This is a genomic window from Streptomyces sp. NPDC002403, from assembly GCF_053593015.1.
Window position 1 is genome coordinate 1 of the sequence record NZ_JBSFBQ010000018.1, and the last position, 17,408, is coordinate 17,408.

The window sequence follows — 17,408 nt, forward strand, 5'->3', positions numbered from 1 at the left end:
GTGTTTTTTAGTGTGGGGCTGTTGACATGAGCCCAACCCCGGCCGGCATCCCCCCGGCCCCCGGGGCCGGTCGCATGGCCGATCGTCCGGAAGGAGGGACGTCGATGAGCACGAAGGACTTCGTCGAGAAGGACTACTACAAGGTCCTCGGCGTCCCCAAGGACGCCACCGACGCCGAGATCAAGAAGGCGTACCGGAAGCTCGCCCGCGAGTTCCACCCGGACGCCAACAAGGGTGACGACAAGGCGGAGGAGCGCTTCAAGGAGATCTCCGAAGCGAACGACGTCCTCGGTGACAGCAAGAAGCGCAAGGAGTACGACGAGGCGCGCGCCCTCTTCGGCAACGGCGGCTTCAGGGCCGGACCCGGAGGCGCGGGAGGCAACTTCAACTTCGACCTCGGCGACCTCTTCGGAGGCGGCCAGGGCGGTGGCCAGGGCGGCGGAGCCGGCGGTTTCGGCGGCGGCGGTCTGGGCGATGTCTTCGGCGGCCTGTTCAACCGGGGCGGTACGGGGACACGGGTGCAGCCGCGCCGCGGCCAGGACATCGAGTCCGAGGTGACGCTCAGCTTCACCGAGGCGGTCGACGGGGCCACGGTCCCGCTGCGGATGTCCAGCCAGGCTCCCTGCAAGGCGTGTTCCGGCACCGGCGACAAGAACGGCACCCCCAGGGTCTGCCCGACCTGTCTCGGCACCGGCCAGGTCTCGCGCGGAACCGGCGGCGGCTTCTCGCTCACCGACCCCTGCGTGGACTGCAAGGGCCGGGGCCTCATCGCCCAGGACCCCTGTGACGTCTGCAAGGGCAGCGGACGGGCGAAGTCCTCCCGGACCATGCAGGTCAGGATTCCGGCGGGCGTCTCCGACGGCCAGCGGATCCGGCTGCGCGGCAAGGGCGGTCCGGGCGAGCGCGGTGGACCGGCCGGCGATCTGTATGTCGTGGTCCACGTCGGCGCCCACCCGGTCTTCGGCCGCAAGGGCGACAACCTCACGGTCACCGTGCCCGTCGACTTCACGGAGGCGGCGCTCGGCGGCGAGGTGAAGGTGCCCACGCTCGGCGGACCGCCGGTCACCCTGAAGCTGCCCGTGGGCACCCCCAACGGGCGCACGATGCGCGCCCGCGGCAAGGGCGCGGTACGCAAGGACGGCACCCGGGGCGACCTGCTGGTCACCGTCGAGGTGGCGGTCCCCAAGGGCCTCAGCGACGAGGCCAGGGACGCACTGGAGGCCTACCGGAAGGCGACCGCGGGCCAGGACCCGCGGGCGGAACTGTTCCAGGCGGCGAAGGGAGCTTGAGGTGGACGGCCGACGACGTAATCCGTACGAACTGACCGATGAATCCCCGGTGTACGTGATCTCGATCGCGGCCCAGCTCTCGGGCCTGCATCCGCAGACGCTGCGCCAGTACGACCGCCTCGGCCTGGTCTCGCCCGACCGCACGGCCGGGCGCGGCAGGCGCTACTCGGCCCGCGACATCGAGCTGCTGCGCACCGTGCAGCAGCTGTCGCAGGACGAGGGCATCAACCTCGCCGGCATCAAGCGCATCATCGAGCTGGAGAACCAGGTCGCCGCGCTCCAGCAGCGCGTCGCCGAGCTCTCGGCGGCCGTGGACGGCGCGGCACAGGCGATGCAGCAGCGCGAGGCCCAGGTCCACGCCTCGTACCGGCGTGATCTGGTGCCGTATCAGGACGTGCAGCAGACCAGCGCGTTGGTGGTCTGGCGGCCGAAGCGTCCGAAGGACTGAGCGGGGCGGGCGGCCGGGCCGGGCGCGGCTGACGCCCGGTGGACCGCCCGCCCGCGCGCAGAAGGGCCGGGGAGCCGACTCACGGGTCGGTTCCCCGGCCCTTTGCCGTACACCGACGCGAAGACGAGAAGACGAGAAGCCGCTCGCGGGGCGGGCGGGGCCTCAGCTCTGCTCCTCTTCCAGGATTCCCGACCGGGCTATCAGATAGCCGAGCTGGGCCCGGCTGTTGCTGCCGAGCGCGGCGGCGAGTTTGGCGACGTGGGCCCGGCAGGTGCGGACGTTCATGCCGAGACGGCGGGCGATGGAGTCGTCCACGTGGCCCTCCACGAGGAGCTGGGCGATGGAGCGCTGGACCCCGCTGATGCCCAGGGAGGTCGGTTCGTACTTGACCTCCTCACGCAGTGGAGCCGCTCTGGTCCAGAAGTGCTCGAACACGTTGGCCAGGTACTGCACGAGCCCGGGGTGGCGCAGTTCCAGGGCGACCTGGTCGTCGTCGCTGGCCGGGATGAAGGCGACGGTCCGGTCGAACACGATCAGGCGGCCGATGAGCTCTTCGAGCGTGCGTATCTCCACGTTGTCGTCGGTCATGCGTTCCGCGTACGCGAGTGTGCTGGGGCTGTGGCGCGCGGTGTGCTGGTAGAGGGTGCGCATGCTGACGCCGCGGTGGATCACGGACAGGCCGCGTTCCAGCGACTTGCTGAGACGATGCTCGGTCCGGCCGCCGCCGGGCTGGACGGTGAGCACTTCGGTGCGGCACTCTGCGGTGGCGAGATCGAGGGCCGCGTTGATCCGGTTCCCGCCCTCCAGCACGGTGATGGCGTGGGTGCTGGGCGGCCCCAGAGTGCTGATGTCCATGAACGGCTCGAACGACTCCGTCAGTTCGACCGAGTGCCGGCGCCGTTCCAGGATCTCGCGCTCGATGGGATGCAGATGTTGCGCAAGAGCGGTGGACGGCGGAACGGGCCGGAGCCAGGCCGCGTCGTCCGGATCGGGATGCAGCAGCGCGAACTCCATCAGGCAGGGCGCCGGTTCCACTTCGGCGCGGGCGATGCGTCCCAGCCGCAAAGCGCTGGCGTAAAGGTGTGCTCCCGCGTCGCACAGTTCGGTGATCCCGTGAGAATGTGTCGGCTTTGTGTTGCTTGTGGTCATATCGTCACCCCCCAGGTTCCTGAACATGCAGGAACATGATGCATCTACTCAGTGGTGCTGGCGTGCCCAGGTGAGACATCGTCTTAGGTGCGGGGGAGAAGAATCCACAAGTGAGGACGAAGCCGACTATGTATAAGCGAATGCATCGCTCGGCGCTTGCCGTCTCGTTCGTCGCGGCCCTGGGCATCGGGCTGCTGGGCGGCAGCGACATTGGCTGGAGCGAGGACAGTGTTGCCGGTGGCGACATCGGGTGGGCTGTCCAGGCCGCGGCCGACGGTGACATCGGGTGGCCGGTCGCACCTGCCAAGTCGTCCGACATCGGGTGGGTCGTCCAGGCCGCGGCCGACGGTGACATCGGGTGGCCGGTCGCGCCCGGCAAGTCGTCCGACATCGGCTGGGTCTCGCCCACCGACATCGGCTGGGTCTCGCCCACCGGCTCCGCCGCGGCCCGCACAGGCGCATGACCATCCCGCCGGACGACCGGACCTTCCGGCGAGAGATGGCCACGGCCTACCGATCAGGCTGGCATTTCATCGATCTCGTCACTGCCATCCCCCACTGTGGCGACTCGTTGATGGTCACTCTGTTCGGCGACCCCATCGTTGTCGCACGTGAAGAAGACGACGAAGTACGTGCCTACCGTTGCCTGCGCAAGCCGCGTGGAGCCCCGCAGCCCGTTCGCTGTGCGATTCGGTACGACATGATTTTCGTCAACCTCGACCGGCGGGACCACCAGCTGTTCGAGCCAGAGACTATCTCCGCCACCCCCCGCAGTGCCTGAGCGATCCCCCGTCGTTCCATGTCGCTCAGTCACTCCCCCACACAACGGCGCCATCGTGACCTGAACACGATGGCGCCGTTGTGCTTTTCCCGGCCGTGCCCGCCGCGCCCTTCCCGGCCCGGCGCGATCCCCGGCCGACGGGCCGCTCAGGCCCTGCCGAGCGCCCGGTCCACGGTGATCTCGATGACGATCCGGTCCGGGTTGGGCTTCGGCGTGCGCTCGTAGCGTTCCGTGTAGCGGCGTACCGCGTCGGCCACCGCCTCCGGCTCCGTGCGCACCGTCGCGCGCCCCTCCAGCGTCGCCCAGCGCCGCCCGTCGATCTGGCAGACCGCGACCCGTACGCCGTCCGGGCCCGCGGCCAGGACGTTGGCGGCCTTCCGGGTGTTCTTGCCGGTGATGACGCGCGCCAGCCTCGTCTCGGGGTCGTACGTCACGCCCACCGGCACCACGTGCGGTGTGCCGTCGGGGCGGGGCGTGGTCAGGGTGCACACATGGCGTGCGCGCCAGAAGGCGAGGTACTCGGGGCCGGGGTTCGTCACGTCTACTGCCATGGGGACAGCGTAGGCAGCGCGGACGCGGCGCCGGCCGCGCCGTGGGCCCGCTGCGGTGGCGGAGGGCCGGTGCGGCCGGTTCACTCGAAGCACCGGGACAAGGGGCGGGACTGGCGCGGACAGCTCCCGGCATCAAGTTGAGTGGAGTAGACTCAACATTGGCTTGAGTGGAATAGACTCAACTTTATGCACGTTGACTAAGTCAGTGTTGTGGAGAGGGCAAGTCGCCGCAAGGAGGAGAAAGCGCACGTGGACGCCGAGCTGACCAACAAGAGCCGGGACGCCATCAACGCGGCCACCAGCAGGGCCGTGAAGGACGGGCACCCCGATCTGACCCCCGGGCACCTGCTGCTCGCGCTGCTCGCGGGCGAGGACAACGCGAACATCACCGATCTGCTCGCCGCCGTCGAGGCCGACCAGATCGCCGTACGCACCGAGACCGAGCGGCTGCTGGGCGCGCTGCCCAGCGTCACCGGGTCGACCGTCGCCCCGCCGCAGCCCAACCGCGAGCTGCTCGCCGTCATCGCCGATGCCGCGCAGCGCGCGAAGGAGCTCGGCGACGACTACATCTCCACCGAGCACCTGCTGATCGGCATCGCCGCCGAGGGCGGCCGCGCCGGTGAGATCCTCGGTGGGCAGGGGGCCAGTGCGAAGAAGCTGCTGGACGCATTCGAGAAGAGCAGGGGAGGGCGCCGGGTGACCACACCCGACCCGGAGGGGCAGTACAAGGCGCTGGAGAAGTTCGGTACGGACTTCACCGCGGCCGCACGCGAGGGCAAGCTCGACCCGGTCATCGGGCGCGACCAGGAGATCCGTCGCGTCGTGCAGGTCCTGTCCCGCCGCACCAAGAACAACCCCGTGCTCATCGGTGAGCCCGGCGTCGGCAAGACGGCCGTCGTCGAGGGCCTCGCCCAGCGCATCGTCAAGGGCGACGTCCCGGAGTCCCTGAAGAACAAGCGGCTCGTCTCGCTCGACCTCGGCGCGATGGTGGCGGGTGCCAAGTACCGCGGTGAGTTCGAGGAGCGACTGAAGACCGTCCTTTCCGAGATCAAGGACAGCGACGGGCAGATCATCACCTTCATCGACGAGCTGCACACCGTCGTCGGCGCGGGCGCCGGCGGCGACTCCGCCATGGACGCCGGCAACATGCTCAAGCCGATGCTGGCCCGCGGCGAGCTGCGCATGGTCGGCGCGACGACGCTCGACGAGTACCGCGAGCGGATCGAGAAGGACCCCGCCCTGGAACGCCGCTTCCAGCAGGTGCTGGTGGCCGAGCCGAGCGTCGAGGACACCATCGCGATCCTGCGCGGGCTCAAGGGCCGCTACGAGGCCCACCACAAGGTCTCCATCGCGGACTCCGCGCTGGTGGCCGCCGCGACCCTGTCCGACCGCTACATCACCTCCCGCTTCCTCCCCGACAAGGCCATCGACCTGGTCGACGAGGCGGCGTCCCGGCTGCGCATGGAGATCGACTCCTCGCCCGTCGAGATCGACGAGCTCCAGCGCGCCGTCGACCGCCTCCACATGGAGGAGCTGGCCCTCAAGAACGAGACCGACCCCGGTTCCCGGCAGCGCCTGGAGAAGCTCCGCCGCGACCTCGCCGACAAGGAGGAGGAGCTGCGCGGCCTCAACGCCCGCTGGGAGAAGGAGAAGCAGGGCCTCAACCGCGTCGGTGAGCTGAAGGAGCGCCTCGACGAGCTGCACGGCCAGGCCGAACGCGCCCAGCGCGACGGCGACTTCGACACCGCGTCCAAGCTTCTGTACGGGGAGATCCCGGGCCTGGAACGGGAGTTGGAGGTGGCGTCGGAGGCGGAGCAGGAAGCGGCCAAGGACACGATGGTCAAGGAGGAGGTCGGCCCGGACGACATCGCCGACGTCGTCGGCTCCTGGACCGGCATCCCCGCCGGACGCCTGCTGGAGGGCGAGACCCAGAAGCTGCTGCGCATGGAGGACGAGCTCGGCAGGCGCCTCATCGGGCAGAGCGAGGCCGTGCGTGCGGTGTCGGACGCGGTACGCCGTACCCGCGCCGGAATCGCCGACCCCGACCGGCCCACCGGATCGTTCCTCTTCCTCGGCCCGACCGGTGTCGGCAAGACGGAGCTGGCGAAGGCCCTCGCCGACTTCCTGTTCGACGACGAGCGGGCCATGGTCCGCGTCGACATGAGCGAGTACGGCGAGAAGCACAGCGTGGCGCGGCTCGTCGGCGCCCCGCCCGGATACGTCGGCTACGAGGAGGGCGGCCAGCTCACCGAGGCGGTCCGCCGCCGCCCGTACAGCGTGGTGCTGCTGGACGAGGTCGAGAAGGCCCACCCCGAGGTCTTCGACATCCTGCTCCAGGTCCTCGACGACGGCCGGCTCACCGACGGACAGGGCCGGACGGTGGACTTCCGCAACACCATCCTGATCCTGACCTCCAACCTCGGCAGCCAGTTCCTGGTCGACCCGCTGACCAAGCCCGAGGAGAAGAAGCGCCAGGTCCTGGAGGTCGTCCGGGCCTCCTTCAAGCCGGAGTTCCTCAACCGGCTCGACGACCTGGTGGTCTTCTCCGCGCTCTCCGGTGACGAGCTGGCGCACATCGCCCAGCTCCAGATCGACCGGCTCGCCGGCCGTCTGGCCGACCGCCGGCTCATCCTCGACGTCACGCCCGAGGCCCTGGCCTGGCTGGCCGAGGAGGGCAACGACCCGGCCTACGGGGCACGGCCGTTGCGCCGCCTCATCCAGACGGCCATCGGCGACCGGCTGGCGAAGGAGATCCTCGCGGGCGAGGTCAACGACGGGGACACCGTCCGGGTGGACCGGGTCGGGGACGACCTGCTCGTCGGCCGCGCGACCTCGGACGCCGGCGCGGCGGCCCCGGGCAGCACCGTGTAGAGGGCGCACGGACCGTTCGATGCGTTCGCCCCTTGCCGTGCGGAAGGCCGCCGTGCAAGGGGCGGCGGATTGCGATTATTTCGGGAGAAAGCGAAAGCGTCCGCCGCCGTCGATGATCCATCGTTCAACATCGATATCGAGCCAAACGCATAGCTGCGCAACGAGGGGCGACAACTCCTGGACCGGCTCCGCTCCGGACCGCATCACCCGCCCCTGACAAGGGACTTCTGCGCGGGTGTGGGCAGTGTTCGCCCGGTGGTGAGGGAATAATCAGGACACCTCGGCGCGCCCGTCATGACCTGCTCGCAAGCAGGGTTGGGGGTCGAATTGGGCAGTCGGTAGCGTGCCCGTATGAACGAGCGGATGGGCGATGAGATAAATCCGGGGCCAAAAAAGCCCAGATCTGACAATCTCTTTCACCTTGGCGAATTCCGTACCCTTTGGGCTGCTTATGCTCAGTCGATCCTGGGTGACCAACTGGCGCGCGTGGCCCTGTCGTTGCTCGTGTTCGAACGCACCGACTCGCCGGGGTGGACCGCGGCGACGTACGCGCTGACCACCCTGCCCGCTCTGCTGTCCGGGGTGCTCCTGTCGGGACTGGCGGACCGGTTCCCCCGACGTACGGTCATGATCAGCTGCGACCTGGTGCGGATGGTGCTGGTCGGGCTGATGGCCCTGCCCGGGATGCCCTTGCCGCTGCTGGCCGGGCTGCTGGTGCTGGCGCAGCTGGCCGAGGCGCCCTTCGGTGCCGCCCAGGGCGCACTGCTGCCCACCGTGCTCGGCGCGCAGCGGTACGAACGCGGCCAGCGGGTCATGCAGATCACCCACCAGACCGGACAGCTGGTCGGCTTCGCCGGTGGCGGTCTGCTGGCCGCGTGGCTGGGCAGCAACCTGTCCCTGGGCGTGAACGCGGTGACCTTCCTCCTCTCGGCGACCCTGATCAGGTTCGGCGTGAAGGCCCGTCCCGCGGCGAGTGGCGACGCCCGCAAGGCGCGGCTCGGCGCACAGGTCGGGGGCGCGGCCGCACTGATCTGGTCGGACCGCAGGCTCCGGTCGCTGCTCGGACTGGGGTGGCTCGCGGGCTTCGTGGTCCTGCCGGAGGGGCTGGCCGCCCCGTTCGCGGACGAGGCCGGCGGCGGCGCCTACTCGGTGGGACTCCTGCTCGCCTCGCATCCGGCGGGAATGGTGCTGGGAGCGGCCCTGCTGGGGCGGGCCAAGGTCGGCGACGAGTCGCGGCGCCGCCTGCTGGGGCCGCTGGCGATCGGTGCGAATCTGCCGCTGCTCGGCTACTGGCTGGACCCCAGCGTGGGCGTGGCGATGTGCCTGCTGCTGGTGGCCGGGGTGTGCTCCGCGTACCAGATCACCGCCGGGGCCACCTTCGTGCTTCTGACCCCGGTCGACCGGCGTGGCCAGGCGCTGGGGCTCGCCAGGTCGGGGGTGACCGCCATGCAGGGGATCGGCGTCGCCCTGGGGGGTGTGGCGACGGAGCTGACCGGCTCGTCGGCGAACACCATCGGCGCGTCCGGGCTCCTCGGAGTGCTGTGCGCGATTCTTGCCGCCACTGCCTGGGCGCGGGCGCGGGGAGCAGATGCGCAGATGATTACCCGTAGTGCGTAGGGCCTGGCGGCGAAACGCGGCTAGGGTCGTCGGCAGGAAACCACGTGCGATCCACAGGAGTACCAGCGATGTCTATCGATCCGTCCTCGATTCCGAATTTCGGGGGCCAGCCCGAACCGCAGGCGGCAGGACCCGAGGGCCCCGTTGTCCCTGACCAGGACCTCGTCAAGCAGCTTCTCGAACAGATGGAACTGAAGTACGTCGTCGACGACGAGGGCGACCTCGCGGCGCCGTGGGAGGACTTCCGCACGTACTTCATGTTCCGGGGCGAGGACGAGCAGCAGGTGTTCTCGGTCCGTACGTTCTACGACCGCCCGCACGCCGCGGACCAGCGTCCGGTCCTCCTCGACGCGATCGACGACTGGAACCGCCGCACCCTGTGGCCCAAGGTCTACACGCACACCCACGAGCCCGAGGAGGGCTCCGAGGACACCGAGGTCTCGGTCCGTCTGATCGGTGAGGCGCAGATGCTCATCGGTACGGGCGTCAGCCTGGAGCACTTCGTCTCCTCGACGGTCAGCTGGGTGCGCGCCTCGATCGAGTTCGACAAGTGGCTCCAGGAGCGTCTGGGCCTGGCCCCGGCCGAGGAGAAGACGGACGGCGAGGACCCGGTCCCGCCGGGCGCCTGAGCCCTCGTACGGCAGTGACACCCCACCCCGGGGCGGCGGTCTCCACGACCGTTGCCCCGGGGTGCCGCCGTTTCAGGGCGCCAGGCGTCGCAGGCGGGCGACCGCCTCGTGCAGGACGTCGTCCTTCTTGCAGAAGGTGAAGCGGACCTGGCTGCGGCCGGCGTCTGGGTCGTCGTAGAAGACGGAGTTGGGGATGGCGACGACGCCGCAGCGTTCGGGGAGCGCGCGGCAGAAGGCGTAGGCGTCCTTCTCGCCGAACGGGGTGATGTCGGTGGTGATGAAGTACGTGCCCTGCGGGCGGTGCACCTCGAATCCGGCCGCGCTCAGCCCCTCGCCGAGCAGGTCGCGCTTGCGGCGCAGGTCCGCGCGGAAGTCCTCGAAGTAGGTGTCCGGCAGCCGCAGCGCCTCGGCGACGGCGTACTGGAACGGGCCCGCGCTGACGTAGGTCAGGAACTGCTTGGCCGTCCGGACGGCGGCGACCAGCGGAGCGGCCGCGACGACCCAGCCGACCTTCCAGCCGGTGTACGAGAAGGTCTTGCCGGCGGACGAGATGGAGACGGTGCGCTCGCGCATGCCGGGCAGCGAGATCAGCGGGATGTGTTCGCCCTCGAAGACCAGGTGCTCGTACACCTCGTCGGTGACCACCAGGAGGTCGTGCTCCACCGCCAGTGCGGCGATCGCGGTCAGTTCCTCGCGGGTGAGGACCATGCCCGTCGGGTTGTGGGGGCTGTTCAGCAGCAGCAGCCGGGTGCGGGGTGTGATCGCGTCCCGGAGGGCGTCCAGATCGGGGCGGAAGTCCGGGGCGCGCAGGGTCAGCGGGACGCGGACGCCGCCGGCCATGGCGATGCAGGCGGCGTACGAGTCGTAGAAGGGCTCGAACGCGATGACCTCGTCGCCGGGCTCCAGCAGGGCCAGCAGGGTGGCGGCGATGGCCTCGGTGGCGCCGGCGGTGACCAGGACCTCGGTGTCGGGGTCGGTGGTGAGGCCGTAGCGCCGCCGCTGGTGGTCGGCGATCGCGGTGCGCAGTTCGGGGACGCCGGGGCCCGGCGGGTACTGGTTGCCGCGCCCGTCGCGCAGCGCCCGGACCGCGGCCTCCCGGATCTCCTCGGGGCCGTCGGTGTCGGGGAAGCCCTGGCCGAGGTTGATGGAGCCGGTCCGTACGGCAAGCGCCGACATCTCCGCGAAGATCGTCGTACCGAACCCGGCGAGGCGGCGGTTGAGCAGCGGTCGTCCCTGTGTCATGGCTGCCATCCTGCGCGCAAGCTCTGGAGTTGCTCAAGTCTGCTTTGGCCCTTCGGGGGCGGGGGCATCCCCCACACACGCGACAGGCGCGGGGGAAGCGGGGGACCTCGCTTCGGGGGACGGAAGGACGTGGGGTCGGTGTCGATCTTCATAGGTGTGGTGATCGCGGTCGGTCTGGTCGTGCTGTTGGTCTCGGTCCTGAGGGGCGGGAGCAGGGCGAAGGCCGGCCGGCGCGGCAGGCGGCGGGGGGCCGGCGGCAGCTCGTCCGGGGGCAGCTCGTCCGGAGGCGGCTGGTGGGCGGGGGGTGACAGCGGCGGCGGTACGTCCTGCGGAAGCAGCAGTGGGCACTCCGGAGGCCATTCGTGCGGCGGCGGCCACTCCTCGTGCGGCGGCGGATCGTCGTGCGGCGGCGGGGGCGGATGCGGCGGGGGCAGCTGACCCGGACGGCTGGTTCCGCAGGTGTCCGGCGGGTGAACTCCCGCCGGACACCTTTTTGTTGGGGCTTTTTGCGAGTTGCCGGTGAACAGGTGATCCGAGAGGCCCCCGAGCGGATGGAAACCACGGCAAGTTGGGTAAAAACCCTGTGGATGCGACTTATTCGTGGTTCCCTCGGTTGAGAGAACATTCAGCCCTCGGACCCCAGTTGGACCTGATCGGGCGCTACCCACCTCCCACGTGCGTCACGTCGGGGGCGTCCCCTGTCCATGCGTCCATGCTTGCTTGCGGAGCCGACTCATGCTCACGACCCTCCAGACGGCCTATTCCGACACCCGTGCGGCCGACCTGGCCTGGACGCTGGGGCGTGAACCGCTCCCCGCCCTGGCCGTGCTCGATCTCGATCTCGCGGGTGCCCGGCTGCAGATGCGCCTGCTCGGCGCTTCCCATCAGGTGCTCCTCGAGGAGGAGCGCGGTACCTGTTCCGAGACCGTGGCGTGCATCCCCGGCAGCAGTACGCCGCTGCCGCTCGGTGTCTCCAAGCGACTCGGTGAATGGGAGTACGAATTCGCGGCGCGCGTCGAGACGCTCTCGGCGGGCTCGTTCGCGGGGCGCGCGCAGGAACTCCTCGCGCTGGTGGCCGACCATCCCCAGGGTCTGGCCGGGACGTTCCCCGGCAGCCCGCACGCCTTCACCGCCATGCTGGCCCAGCGGGCCGAGGGGCAGGTGCGGTGGCGCACCTGGCACGCCTACCCGCAGGAGGGGCAGTTGGTGGTGACGCGCACCCGAGTGGGGGTGCGGACGCCGGCGGCAGCACTCCGAGAAGTCCCAACTCCGTTGTGAGCACGCCACTTACACCCTTGTGGGTGACAGGCTGCCATGTGATCGTGACGTAGCGTTCGCATCATGATCGACCAGCAGGTGTCGCTGCGAGGGGGCGCGGCGTGTCTTCCCGTACGGCCGAGGACCGGTCGGTGTCTCGTGCTGGCCGCAGTCTTCGTCTGTGCTGCCTGCGGTCTGGTGTACGAGCTCGAACTGGTGGCGCTCGCTTCCTACTTGATCGGTGACTCCGTCACCCAGGCATCCGTCGTGCTCTCCGTGATGGTGTTCGCGATGGGTGTCGGGTCGCTTCTCGCGAAACGTTTACGCAGCCGTGCCGCAGTGGGTTTCGGGCTGATCGAGGCGGCTCTCGCGCTCGTCGGCGGCTCCTCGGCGCTCGTGCTGTACGCGTCGTTCGCCTGGATCGGGGAGTCGCGGTACGCCCTGGTCGGGTTCTCGCTCACGATCGGCATCCTGATCGGTGCGGAGATCCCGCTGCTGATGACCCTGATCCAGCGCGTCGACCGGCAGGACGCGGGCGGCGCCGTCGCGGATCTCTTCGCCGCCGACTACGTGGGCGCGCTGGTCGGCGGGCTCGCGTTCCCCTTTCTGCTGCTGCCGGTGCTCGGGCAGCTCACCGGGGCGCTGTGCACCGGTGCGGTCAACGCGGCGGCGGGCGGGGCGCTGGTGCTGTGCGTCTTCCGGCGCGATCTCACCCCGCGCTCGCGCTGGCTGCTGATCCTGGCCAACGTGGCGGTGATCGCCGTGCTGGCCGTCGCCGCCGCCCTGGTCGACGACTTCGAGCAGGTGGCGCGGCGGGCGGTGTACGGGGACGGGGTGCGGGTCGCGGTGCAGACCGAGGTCCAGGAGGTGGTGCTGACGGGGGCGGGCCGCAGCTCCCTGGACCTGTATCTGGACGGACGGCTGCGGGTCAGCGCCCGCGACGAGTACCGCTACCACGAGGCGCTGGTGCACCCGGCGATGAACGGGCCGCACGCCCGCGTCCTGATCCTGGGCGGCGGCGACGGCCTCGCCGCCCGGGAGGTGCTGCGCTACCCGGACGTACGCGCCGTCACCGTGGTCGAGATCGACCGGGGTGTCACCCGCCTGGCCCGTACCGACCGGGCGCTCTCGGAGCTGAACGGCCACGCGCTCCGTGACCCGCGGGTCACGGCCGTCACCGCGGACGCCTTCAACTGGTTGCGGGAGGCCCACGGCCGCTACGACGTGGTGATCTCCGATCTGCCCGATCCGGGGATCTCCACCAGTACGAAGCTCTACTCGGCGGAGTTCTACGGCCTGGTCGCGGAGTCGCTCGCGCCCGGCGGCCGGCTGGTGGTGCACGGGGGCCCGCCGGTCTCCCGGCCGCGTACGTTCTGGACGGTCGAGGCGTCGATGCGGGCGGCCGGCCTGCGCACCCGCGCGTACCGGATGAGCGGCAGGCTCACCGACTCCGCGGCCGGCCCCGACCGGACCACGCACCGGGCGCGCCCCACGCACGGCTGGGGCTTCGTCCTCGCCGGCCCGGGGCGACGGCCGGAGCTCGGCCTCGCCACGAAGGCGCCGGAGCTGCGGTCGATGACGGAGCCCGCGCTGCTGGACGCGGGGCGGCGGGCGGAGCGGGCCCGGCTGCCGGGACTGCCGCCGTCGACGCTGGTGCATCCGCGGTACTGGGAGGACCGGTGAGCCCTAGGGTCTTTCGTTTGGATCATGCCAGGCCCCGCGAGCCTGGCATGATCCAAACGAAAGACCCTAGCGCGCCGCGGTACGTGGCCGGGGTGCCCGGTGGCCTCGCGGGGCCGAACCGCTGACGTGACGGCCGGGGCTGAGTAGGCTCGGTTTCCATGGAGCATGAGGTGTTCGTTCCGGTTCCGGTCCCGTCCCTGCGGCGGACGCTGGGTGACCCCGCCCGCGTGGCGCGATGCGTGCCGGGGCTTCAGCAGGACGCCGACGCGTCCGCGGGCCCGCTGTCCGGCCGGCTCAGGATCCGGGTCGACGGCCACACGATCACGTACCGCGGCACGCTCGGGCTCACCGCTGCGCCGCAGGACGGCCCGGAAGGGGCGCGCGGAGAAGCGGTCCTGGTGACAGGCGAGGGCTCCGAGGCGAGAGGCAGCGGCTCGGCGCGACTGGCCCTGACGATCACGCTGACCGAGCGGGACGGCGGCACGGTGATCGGGTTCGCGGGTACGGCGAGCGGTGACGGCCGACTCCTGGAGCTGGACGCGGCGGCGGCGCTGGCCGCGGCCCGCCGGCTGCTGGACCGCTTCGCCCAGCAGCTGGTGACGGAGACGCTGGGGGCCGGCGCGGAGGACGGCGCCGAGCCGGGGGAGGCGCTCGGGGAGGCCGAGAAGTCCGTCGGGGAAGCCGTGGAGCAGGCCATCGAGGAGGCGGCGGAGGAGGCCGACACGACCGGCGCGGCCGCCGCCGACGACGCGGCGCCCCCTGCGGGAAAGCCCGAGGAGCCCGAGGCGTCCCAGGAGCCCGGGAACCCCCCGGACACCGGCTCCGTCTTCGACGCGCCCGTTCCCCCGCCCTCGCTCGACCCGGTCTCCGAGGTGGAGTTCACCGTCCCCGACGGCCCCCCGGCGGAGGCCGCGCACGCCAGGCGCACCATGATCGGCCGCAGCGCCGAGGAGGTCGACCACGCGCCGCCGCGCGGCCGGTACGCGCCCGTCCCGTCACCCGATTCGACCACAGCGGGTGCCACGCTCCGCTGGGTCGCCCCGGCCGCCGCGCTCGCGCTGGCCTCGGCCGTGGTGGTGAGCCGGGCACTGAGGCGGCGGCGGTAGGGGCTGCACCGTGACCCCCGGCGGGCGTGCGGCGTCCAGGGATCACGGGACGGCCCTCGGCCGTCGCGCCAGTAATCTCGGTCGGGTGAGTAGCAGCGAGAAGGATGTCCGGCTGTCCGTCGGCGACACAGAGTTGACCGTGAGCCCCGCCCACGGCTGCCGCATCGGCAGCCTGCGGATCGGTGGCACCGAGCTGCTGCGGCAGGGGGAGCGGTACGGCTGCTTCCCGATGGTGCCGTGGTGCGGGCGCACCGGGAACGGCCTGTTCCACAACGGCGGTGTCCCGCACCGGCTGCCGCTGAACTCCCCGCCGCACGCCATCCACGGCACCGGCCGGGACAGCGTCTGGCGCACCGCCCGACTGGGCGAGCGGGAGGCGGCGTTCTACTACGACCTCGCCGACCCCTGGCCCTATCCCGGCCGGGTGACCCAGACCTTCGAGCTGGGCGAGGACTCGCTCACGCTCGCCTTCGGCATCGAGACGTACGGTGACTCGTTCCCGGCGCAGGCCGGCTGGCACCCCTGGTTCCTGCGCAACCTCGGCGACGGCGGCAAGGACGTGCAGCTGGCCTTCGACCCGGCCTGGCAGGAGGAGCGCGGCGAGGACCATCTGCCGACCGGCCGCCGCATCCCGCCCCTGAGCGGCCCCTGGGACGACTGCTTCGGGATGCCGGACGGGGTCGAGGTGACGCTCACCTGGCCGGAGCAGCTGGAGCTGACCGTGAAGAGCCGGGACGAGTGGGTCGTGATCTACGACGAGCAGGACGAGGCCGTCTGTGTGGAGCCGCAGTCCGGCCCGCCGAACGGGCTGAACACCGCGCCCCGCTACGTCACCCCGATCGACCCGCTGGAGATCTCGACCACGTGGAGCTGGCGCAGGCTCTGACCCCGGCGGTGGTGCGCCGGGCAGGCCCTAAGCTCGTAGCCATGAGTGACGTACGTGCTGAGCTGCTCCAGCAGATCAAGGACAAGGCCGTGGTACACGGCAAGGTGACCCTCTCCTCGGGTCTTGAGGCCGACTGGTACATCGACCTGCGCCGCATCACGCTGGACGGCAAGGCCGCTCCGATGGTCGGTCAGGTCATGCTCGACGCCACCGCCGAGCTGGACTACGACTGCGTGGGCGGGCTGACGCTGGGTGCCGACCCGGTCGCCACGTCGATGCTGCACGCCTCCGCCGCGCGCGGGCAGGAGCTGGACGCGTTCGTCGTCCGCAAGGCCCAGAAGGCGCACGGGATGCAGCGCCGCATCGAGGGCACGGACGTGAAGGGCCGTCGCTGCCTGGTGGTCGAGGACACCTCGACCACCGGCGGTTCGCCGCTGACCGCCGTGGAAGCGGTGCGCGAGGCCGGTGGCGAGGTCGTGGCCGTGGCCGTGATCGTGGAGCGGGGTGCGGCCCCGGCCATCGCCGAGGCGGGCCTCCCGTACGTCCACGTCTACTCGGTGGCCGATCTCGACCTGGCCTGAGACCTGGCCTGACGTCTGGCTTGACCTGCGGCTTTTTCCGGGGGTGGGCCGTTTCACGTGAAACGGCCCACCCCTTTTGCATGTCTGCCGCGCGGCTGAGGGACCGGCCCGGCGAAGGGCCGGGTGGAGCCGGAACGAGAGTCTGGGAAGATAGGGGCGACGATGACGTCGCCCCCAGGTCAGGGAACCAGCAACGCACACCCGCATATCCCAAGGAGCGGTCAGATGCCCATCGCAACCCCCGAGGTCTACGCCGAGATGCTCGACCGGGCGAAGGCAGGCAAGTTCGCCTACCCGGCCATCAATGTGACGTCGACCCAGACCCTGCACGCTGCACTGCGCGGCTTCGCGGAGGCGGAGAGCGACGGCATCGTCCAGATCTCCACCGGTGGGGCGGAGTTCCTGGGTGGTCAGTACAACAAGGACATGGTCACCGGCGCCGTCGCCCTGGCCGAGTTCGCGCACATCGTCGCCGCCAAGTACGACGTCACGGTCGCGCTGCACACCGACCACTGCCCCAAGGACAAGCTGGACGGCTATGTGCGTCCGCTGCTCGACATCTCCGCCGAGCGCGTCGCCCGGGGCGAGAACCCGCTGTTCCAGAGCCACATGTGGGACGGTTCGGCCGAGACGCTGGCCGACAACCTGGCCATCGGCCAGGAGCTGCTCGCCAAGGCCGCCGCCGCCAAGATCATTCTTGAGGTCGAGATCACCCCGACCGGTGGCGAGGAGGACGGCGTCACGCACGAGATCAACGACGAGCTGTACACCACCGTCGACGACGCGCTGCGCACCGCCGAGGCGCTCGGCCTGGGCGAGAAGGGCCGCTACCTGCTGGCCGCCTCCTTCGGCAACGTCCACGGTGTCTACAAGCCGGGCAACGTCGTGCTCCGCCCCGAGCTGCTGAAGGACCTCCAGGAGGGCGTCGGCGCCAAGTACGGCAAGAAGTCCCCGTTCGACTTCGTCTTCCACGGCGGCTCCGGCTCCACCGAGCAGGAGATCGCCACCGCGCTGGAGAACGGCGTCGTGAAGATGAACCTCGACACCGACACCCAGTACGCCTTCACCCGCCCGATCGTGGACCACATGTTCCGCAACTACGACGGTGTGCTGAAGGTCGACGGCGAGGTCGGCAACAAGAAGGTCTACGACCCGCGCAGCTGGGGCAAGTCCGCCGAGGCGGGCATGGCCAAGCGCGTCACGGAGGCCTGCGCCAACCTGCGCTCCACCGGCACCAAGCTGAAGTAGCAGCCGGTACGAAGTGTGGCCGTGGGCCCGGTACCCCGTGGGGTGCCGGGCCCACGTCATGTCCGACAGA

Annotated in this window: 16 protein-coding genes; 13 read left to right on the forward strand and 3 right to left on the reverse strand. The window is 70.6% G+C overall.

Going from position 1 to position 17,408, the window contains the following annotated elements; genetic code table 11:
- Positions 1–104 precede the first annotated feature (104 nt).
- Positions 105–1,289, forward strand: coding sequence for a molecular chaperone DnaJ (gene dnaJ, locus ACWCPY_RS20815; protein ID WP_451266983.1), 1,185 nt, complete (start codon positions 105–107; stop codon positions 1,287–1,289).
- Position 1,290: 1 nt separating this feature from the next.
- On the forward strand, positions 1,291–1,737 hold the full coding sequence (locus ACWCPY_RS20820; protein ID WP_072487850.1) for a heat shock protein transcriptional repressor HspR: 447 nt from the start codon (positions 1,291–1,293) through the stop codon (positions 1,735–1,737).
- A 162-nt stretch (positions 1,738–1,899) separates the two neighbouring features.
- On the opposite strand, the gene ACWCPY_RS20825 is transcribed toward ACWCPY_RS20820, so the two are convergent.
- Positions 1,900–2,886, reverse strand: a complete 987-nt coding sequence (locus ACWCPY_RS20825) for a helix-turn-helix transcriptional regulator (RefSeq protein ID WP_451266986.1) — start codon at positions 2,884–2,886, stop codon at positions 1,900–1,902.
- Between the two features lie 128 nt (positions 2,887–3,014).
- On the opposite strand from ACWCPY_RS20825, the gene ACWCPY_RS20830 reads away from it, so the two are divergent.
- On the forward strand, positions 3,015–3,350 hold the full coding sequence (locus tag ACWCPY_RS20830) for a hypothetical protein (protein WP_451266988.1): 336 nt from the start codon (positions 3,015–3,017) through the stop codon (positions 3,348–3,350).
- Positions 3,347–3,667 (forward strand): Rieske (2Fe-2S) protein, encoded by a 321-nt coding sequence (locus ACWCPY_RS20835; RefSeq protein WP_072487853.1) that lies wholly within the window; start codon positions 3,347–3,349, stop codon positions 3,665–3,667. Before ACWCPY_RS20830 ends, ACWCPY_RS20835 begins: the two co-directional genes overlap by 4 nt.
- Before the next feature lie 146 nt (positions 3,668–3,813).
- Here the strand turns inward: ACWCPY_RS20835 and ACWCPY_RS20840 are convergent, their stop codons facing one another.
- Entirely contained in the window at positions 3,814–4,218 is a 405-nt protein-coding gene (locus tag ACWCPY_RS20840; RefSeq protein WP_451266990.1) for a pyridoxamine 5'-phosphate oxidase family protein, read from the reverse strand.
- A gap of 249 nt (positions 4,219–4,467) precedes the next feature.
- On the opposite strand from ACWCPY_RS20840, the gene clpB reads away from it, so the two are divergent.
- The 3 genes from clpB to ACWCPY_RS20855 all read left to right on the forward strand — a co-directional run bounded on the left by clpB (position 4,468) and on the right by ACWCPY_RS20855 (position 9,335).
- Positions 4,468–7,089 (forward strand): ATP-dependent chaperone ClpB, encoded by a 2,622-nt coding sequence (gene clpB / locus ACWCPY_RS20845; RefSeq protein WP_451266992.1) that lies wholly within the window; start codon positions 4,468–4,470, stop codon positions 7,087–7,089.
- Positions 7,090–7,452: 363 nt separating this feature from the next.
- Positions 7,453–8,706 (forward strand): MFS transporter, encoded by a 1,254-nt coding sequence (locus ACWCPY_RS20850; protein ID WP_451266994.1) that lies wholly within the window; start codon positions 7,453–7,455, stop codon positions 8,704–8,706.
- 68 nt (positions 8,707–8,774) lie between these two features.
- Complete coding sequence (locus ACWCPY_RS20855; RefSeq protein ID WP_451266996.1) at positions 8,775–9,335, forward strand: YbjN domain-containing protein; 561 nt, start codon at positions 8,775–8,777, stop codon at positions 9,333–9,335.
- Positions 9,336–9,407: 72 nt separating this feature from the next.
- On the opposite strand, the gene ACWCPY_RS20860 is transcribed toward ACWCPY_RS20855, so the two are convergent.
- Positions 9,408–10,586: a pyridoxal phosphate-dependent aminotransferase gene (locus tag ACWCPY_RS20860; protein ID WP_451266998.1), complete on the reverse strand. Its 1,179-nt coding sequence runs from the start codon at positions 10,584–10,586 to the stop codon at positions 9,408–9,410.
- Positions 10,587–11,312: 726 nt separating this feature from the next.
- Here ACWCPY_RS20860 and ACWCPY_RS20865 point away from each other — a divergent pair.
- The 6 genes from ACWCPY_RS20865 (at position 11,313) to fbaA (ending at position 17,338) form a co-directional block, all read left to right on the forward strand.
- Complete coding sequence (locus tag ACWCPY_RS20865; RefSeq protein WP_451267000.1) at positions 11,313–11,855, forward strand: DUF2617 family protein; 543 nt, start codon at positions 11,313–11,315, stop codon at positions 11,853–11,855.
- Between the two features lie 63 nt (positions 11,856–11,918).
- Positions 11,919–13,517: a polyamine aminopropyltransferase gene (locus ACWCPY_RS20870; protein ID WP_451267002.1), complete on the forward strand. Its 1,599-nt coding sequence runs from the start codon at positions 11,919–11,921 to the stop codon at positions 13,515–13,517.
- A 158-nt stretch (positions 13,518–13,675) separates the two neighbouring features.
- The gene (locus ACWCPY_RS20875; RefSeq protein WP_451267004.1) at positions 13,676–14,623 is read left to right on the forward strand and encodes a carbon monoxide dehydrogenase; all 948 of its coding nucleotides are present in this window, start codon (positions 13,676–13,678) and stop codon (positions 14,621–14,623) included.
- Positions 14,624–14,708: 85 nt separating this feature from the next.
- A complete protein-coding gene (locus ACWCPY_RS20880; protein WP_451267005.1) occupies positions 14,709–15,509 on the forward strand; it encodes an aldose epimerase family protein in 801 nt (266 codons plus the stop codon).
- A 41-nt stretch (positions 15,510–15,550) separates the two neighbouring features.
- Positions 15,551–16,090, forward strand: a complete 540-nt coding sequence (gene pyrE / locus ACWCPY_RS20885; RefSeq protein WP_266731675.1) for an orotate phosphoribosyltransferase — start codon at positions 15,551–15,553, stop codon at positions 16,088–16,090.
- Between the two features lie 225 nt (positions 16,091–16,315).
- Positions 16,316–17,338: a class II fructose-bisphosphate aldolase gene (fbaA, locus tag ACWCPY_RS20890; protein ID WP_451267007.1), complete on the forward strand. Its 1,023-nt coding sequence runs from the start codon at positions 16,316–16,318 to the stop codon at positions 17,336–17,338.
- The last annotated feature ends 70 nt before the right edge of the window (positions 17,339–17,408 follow it).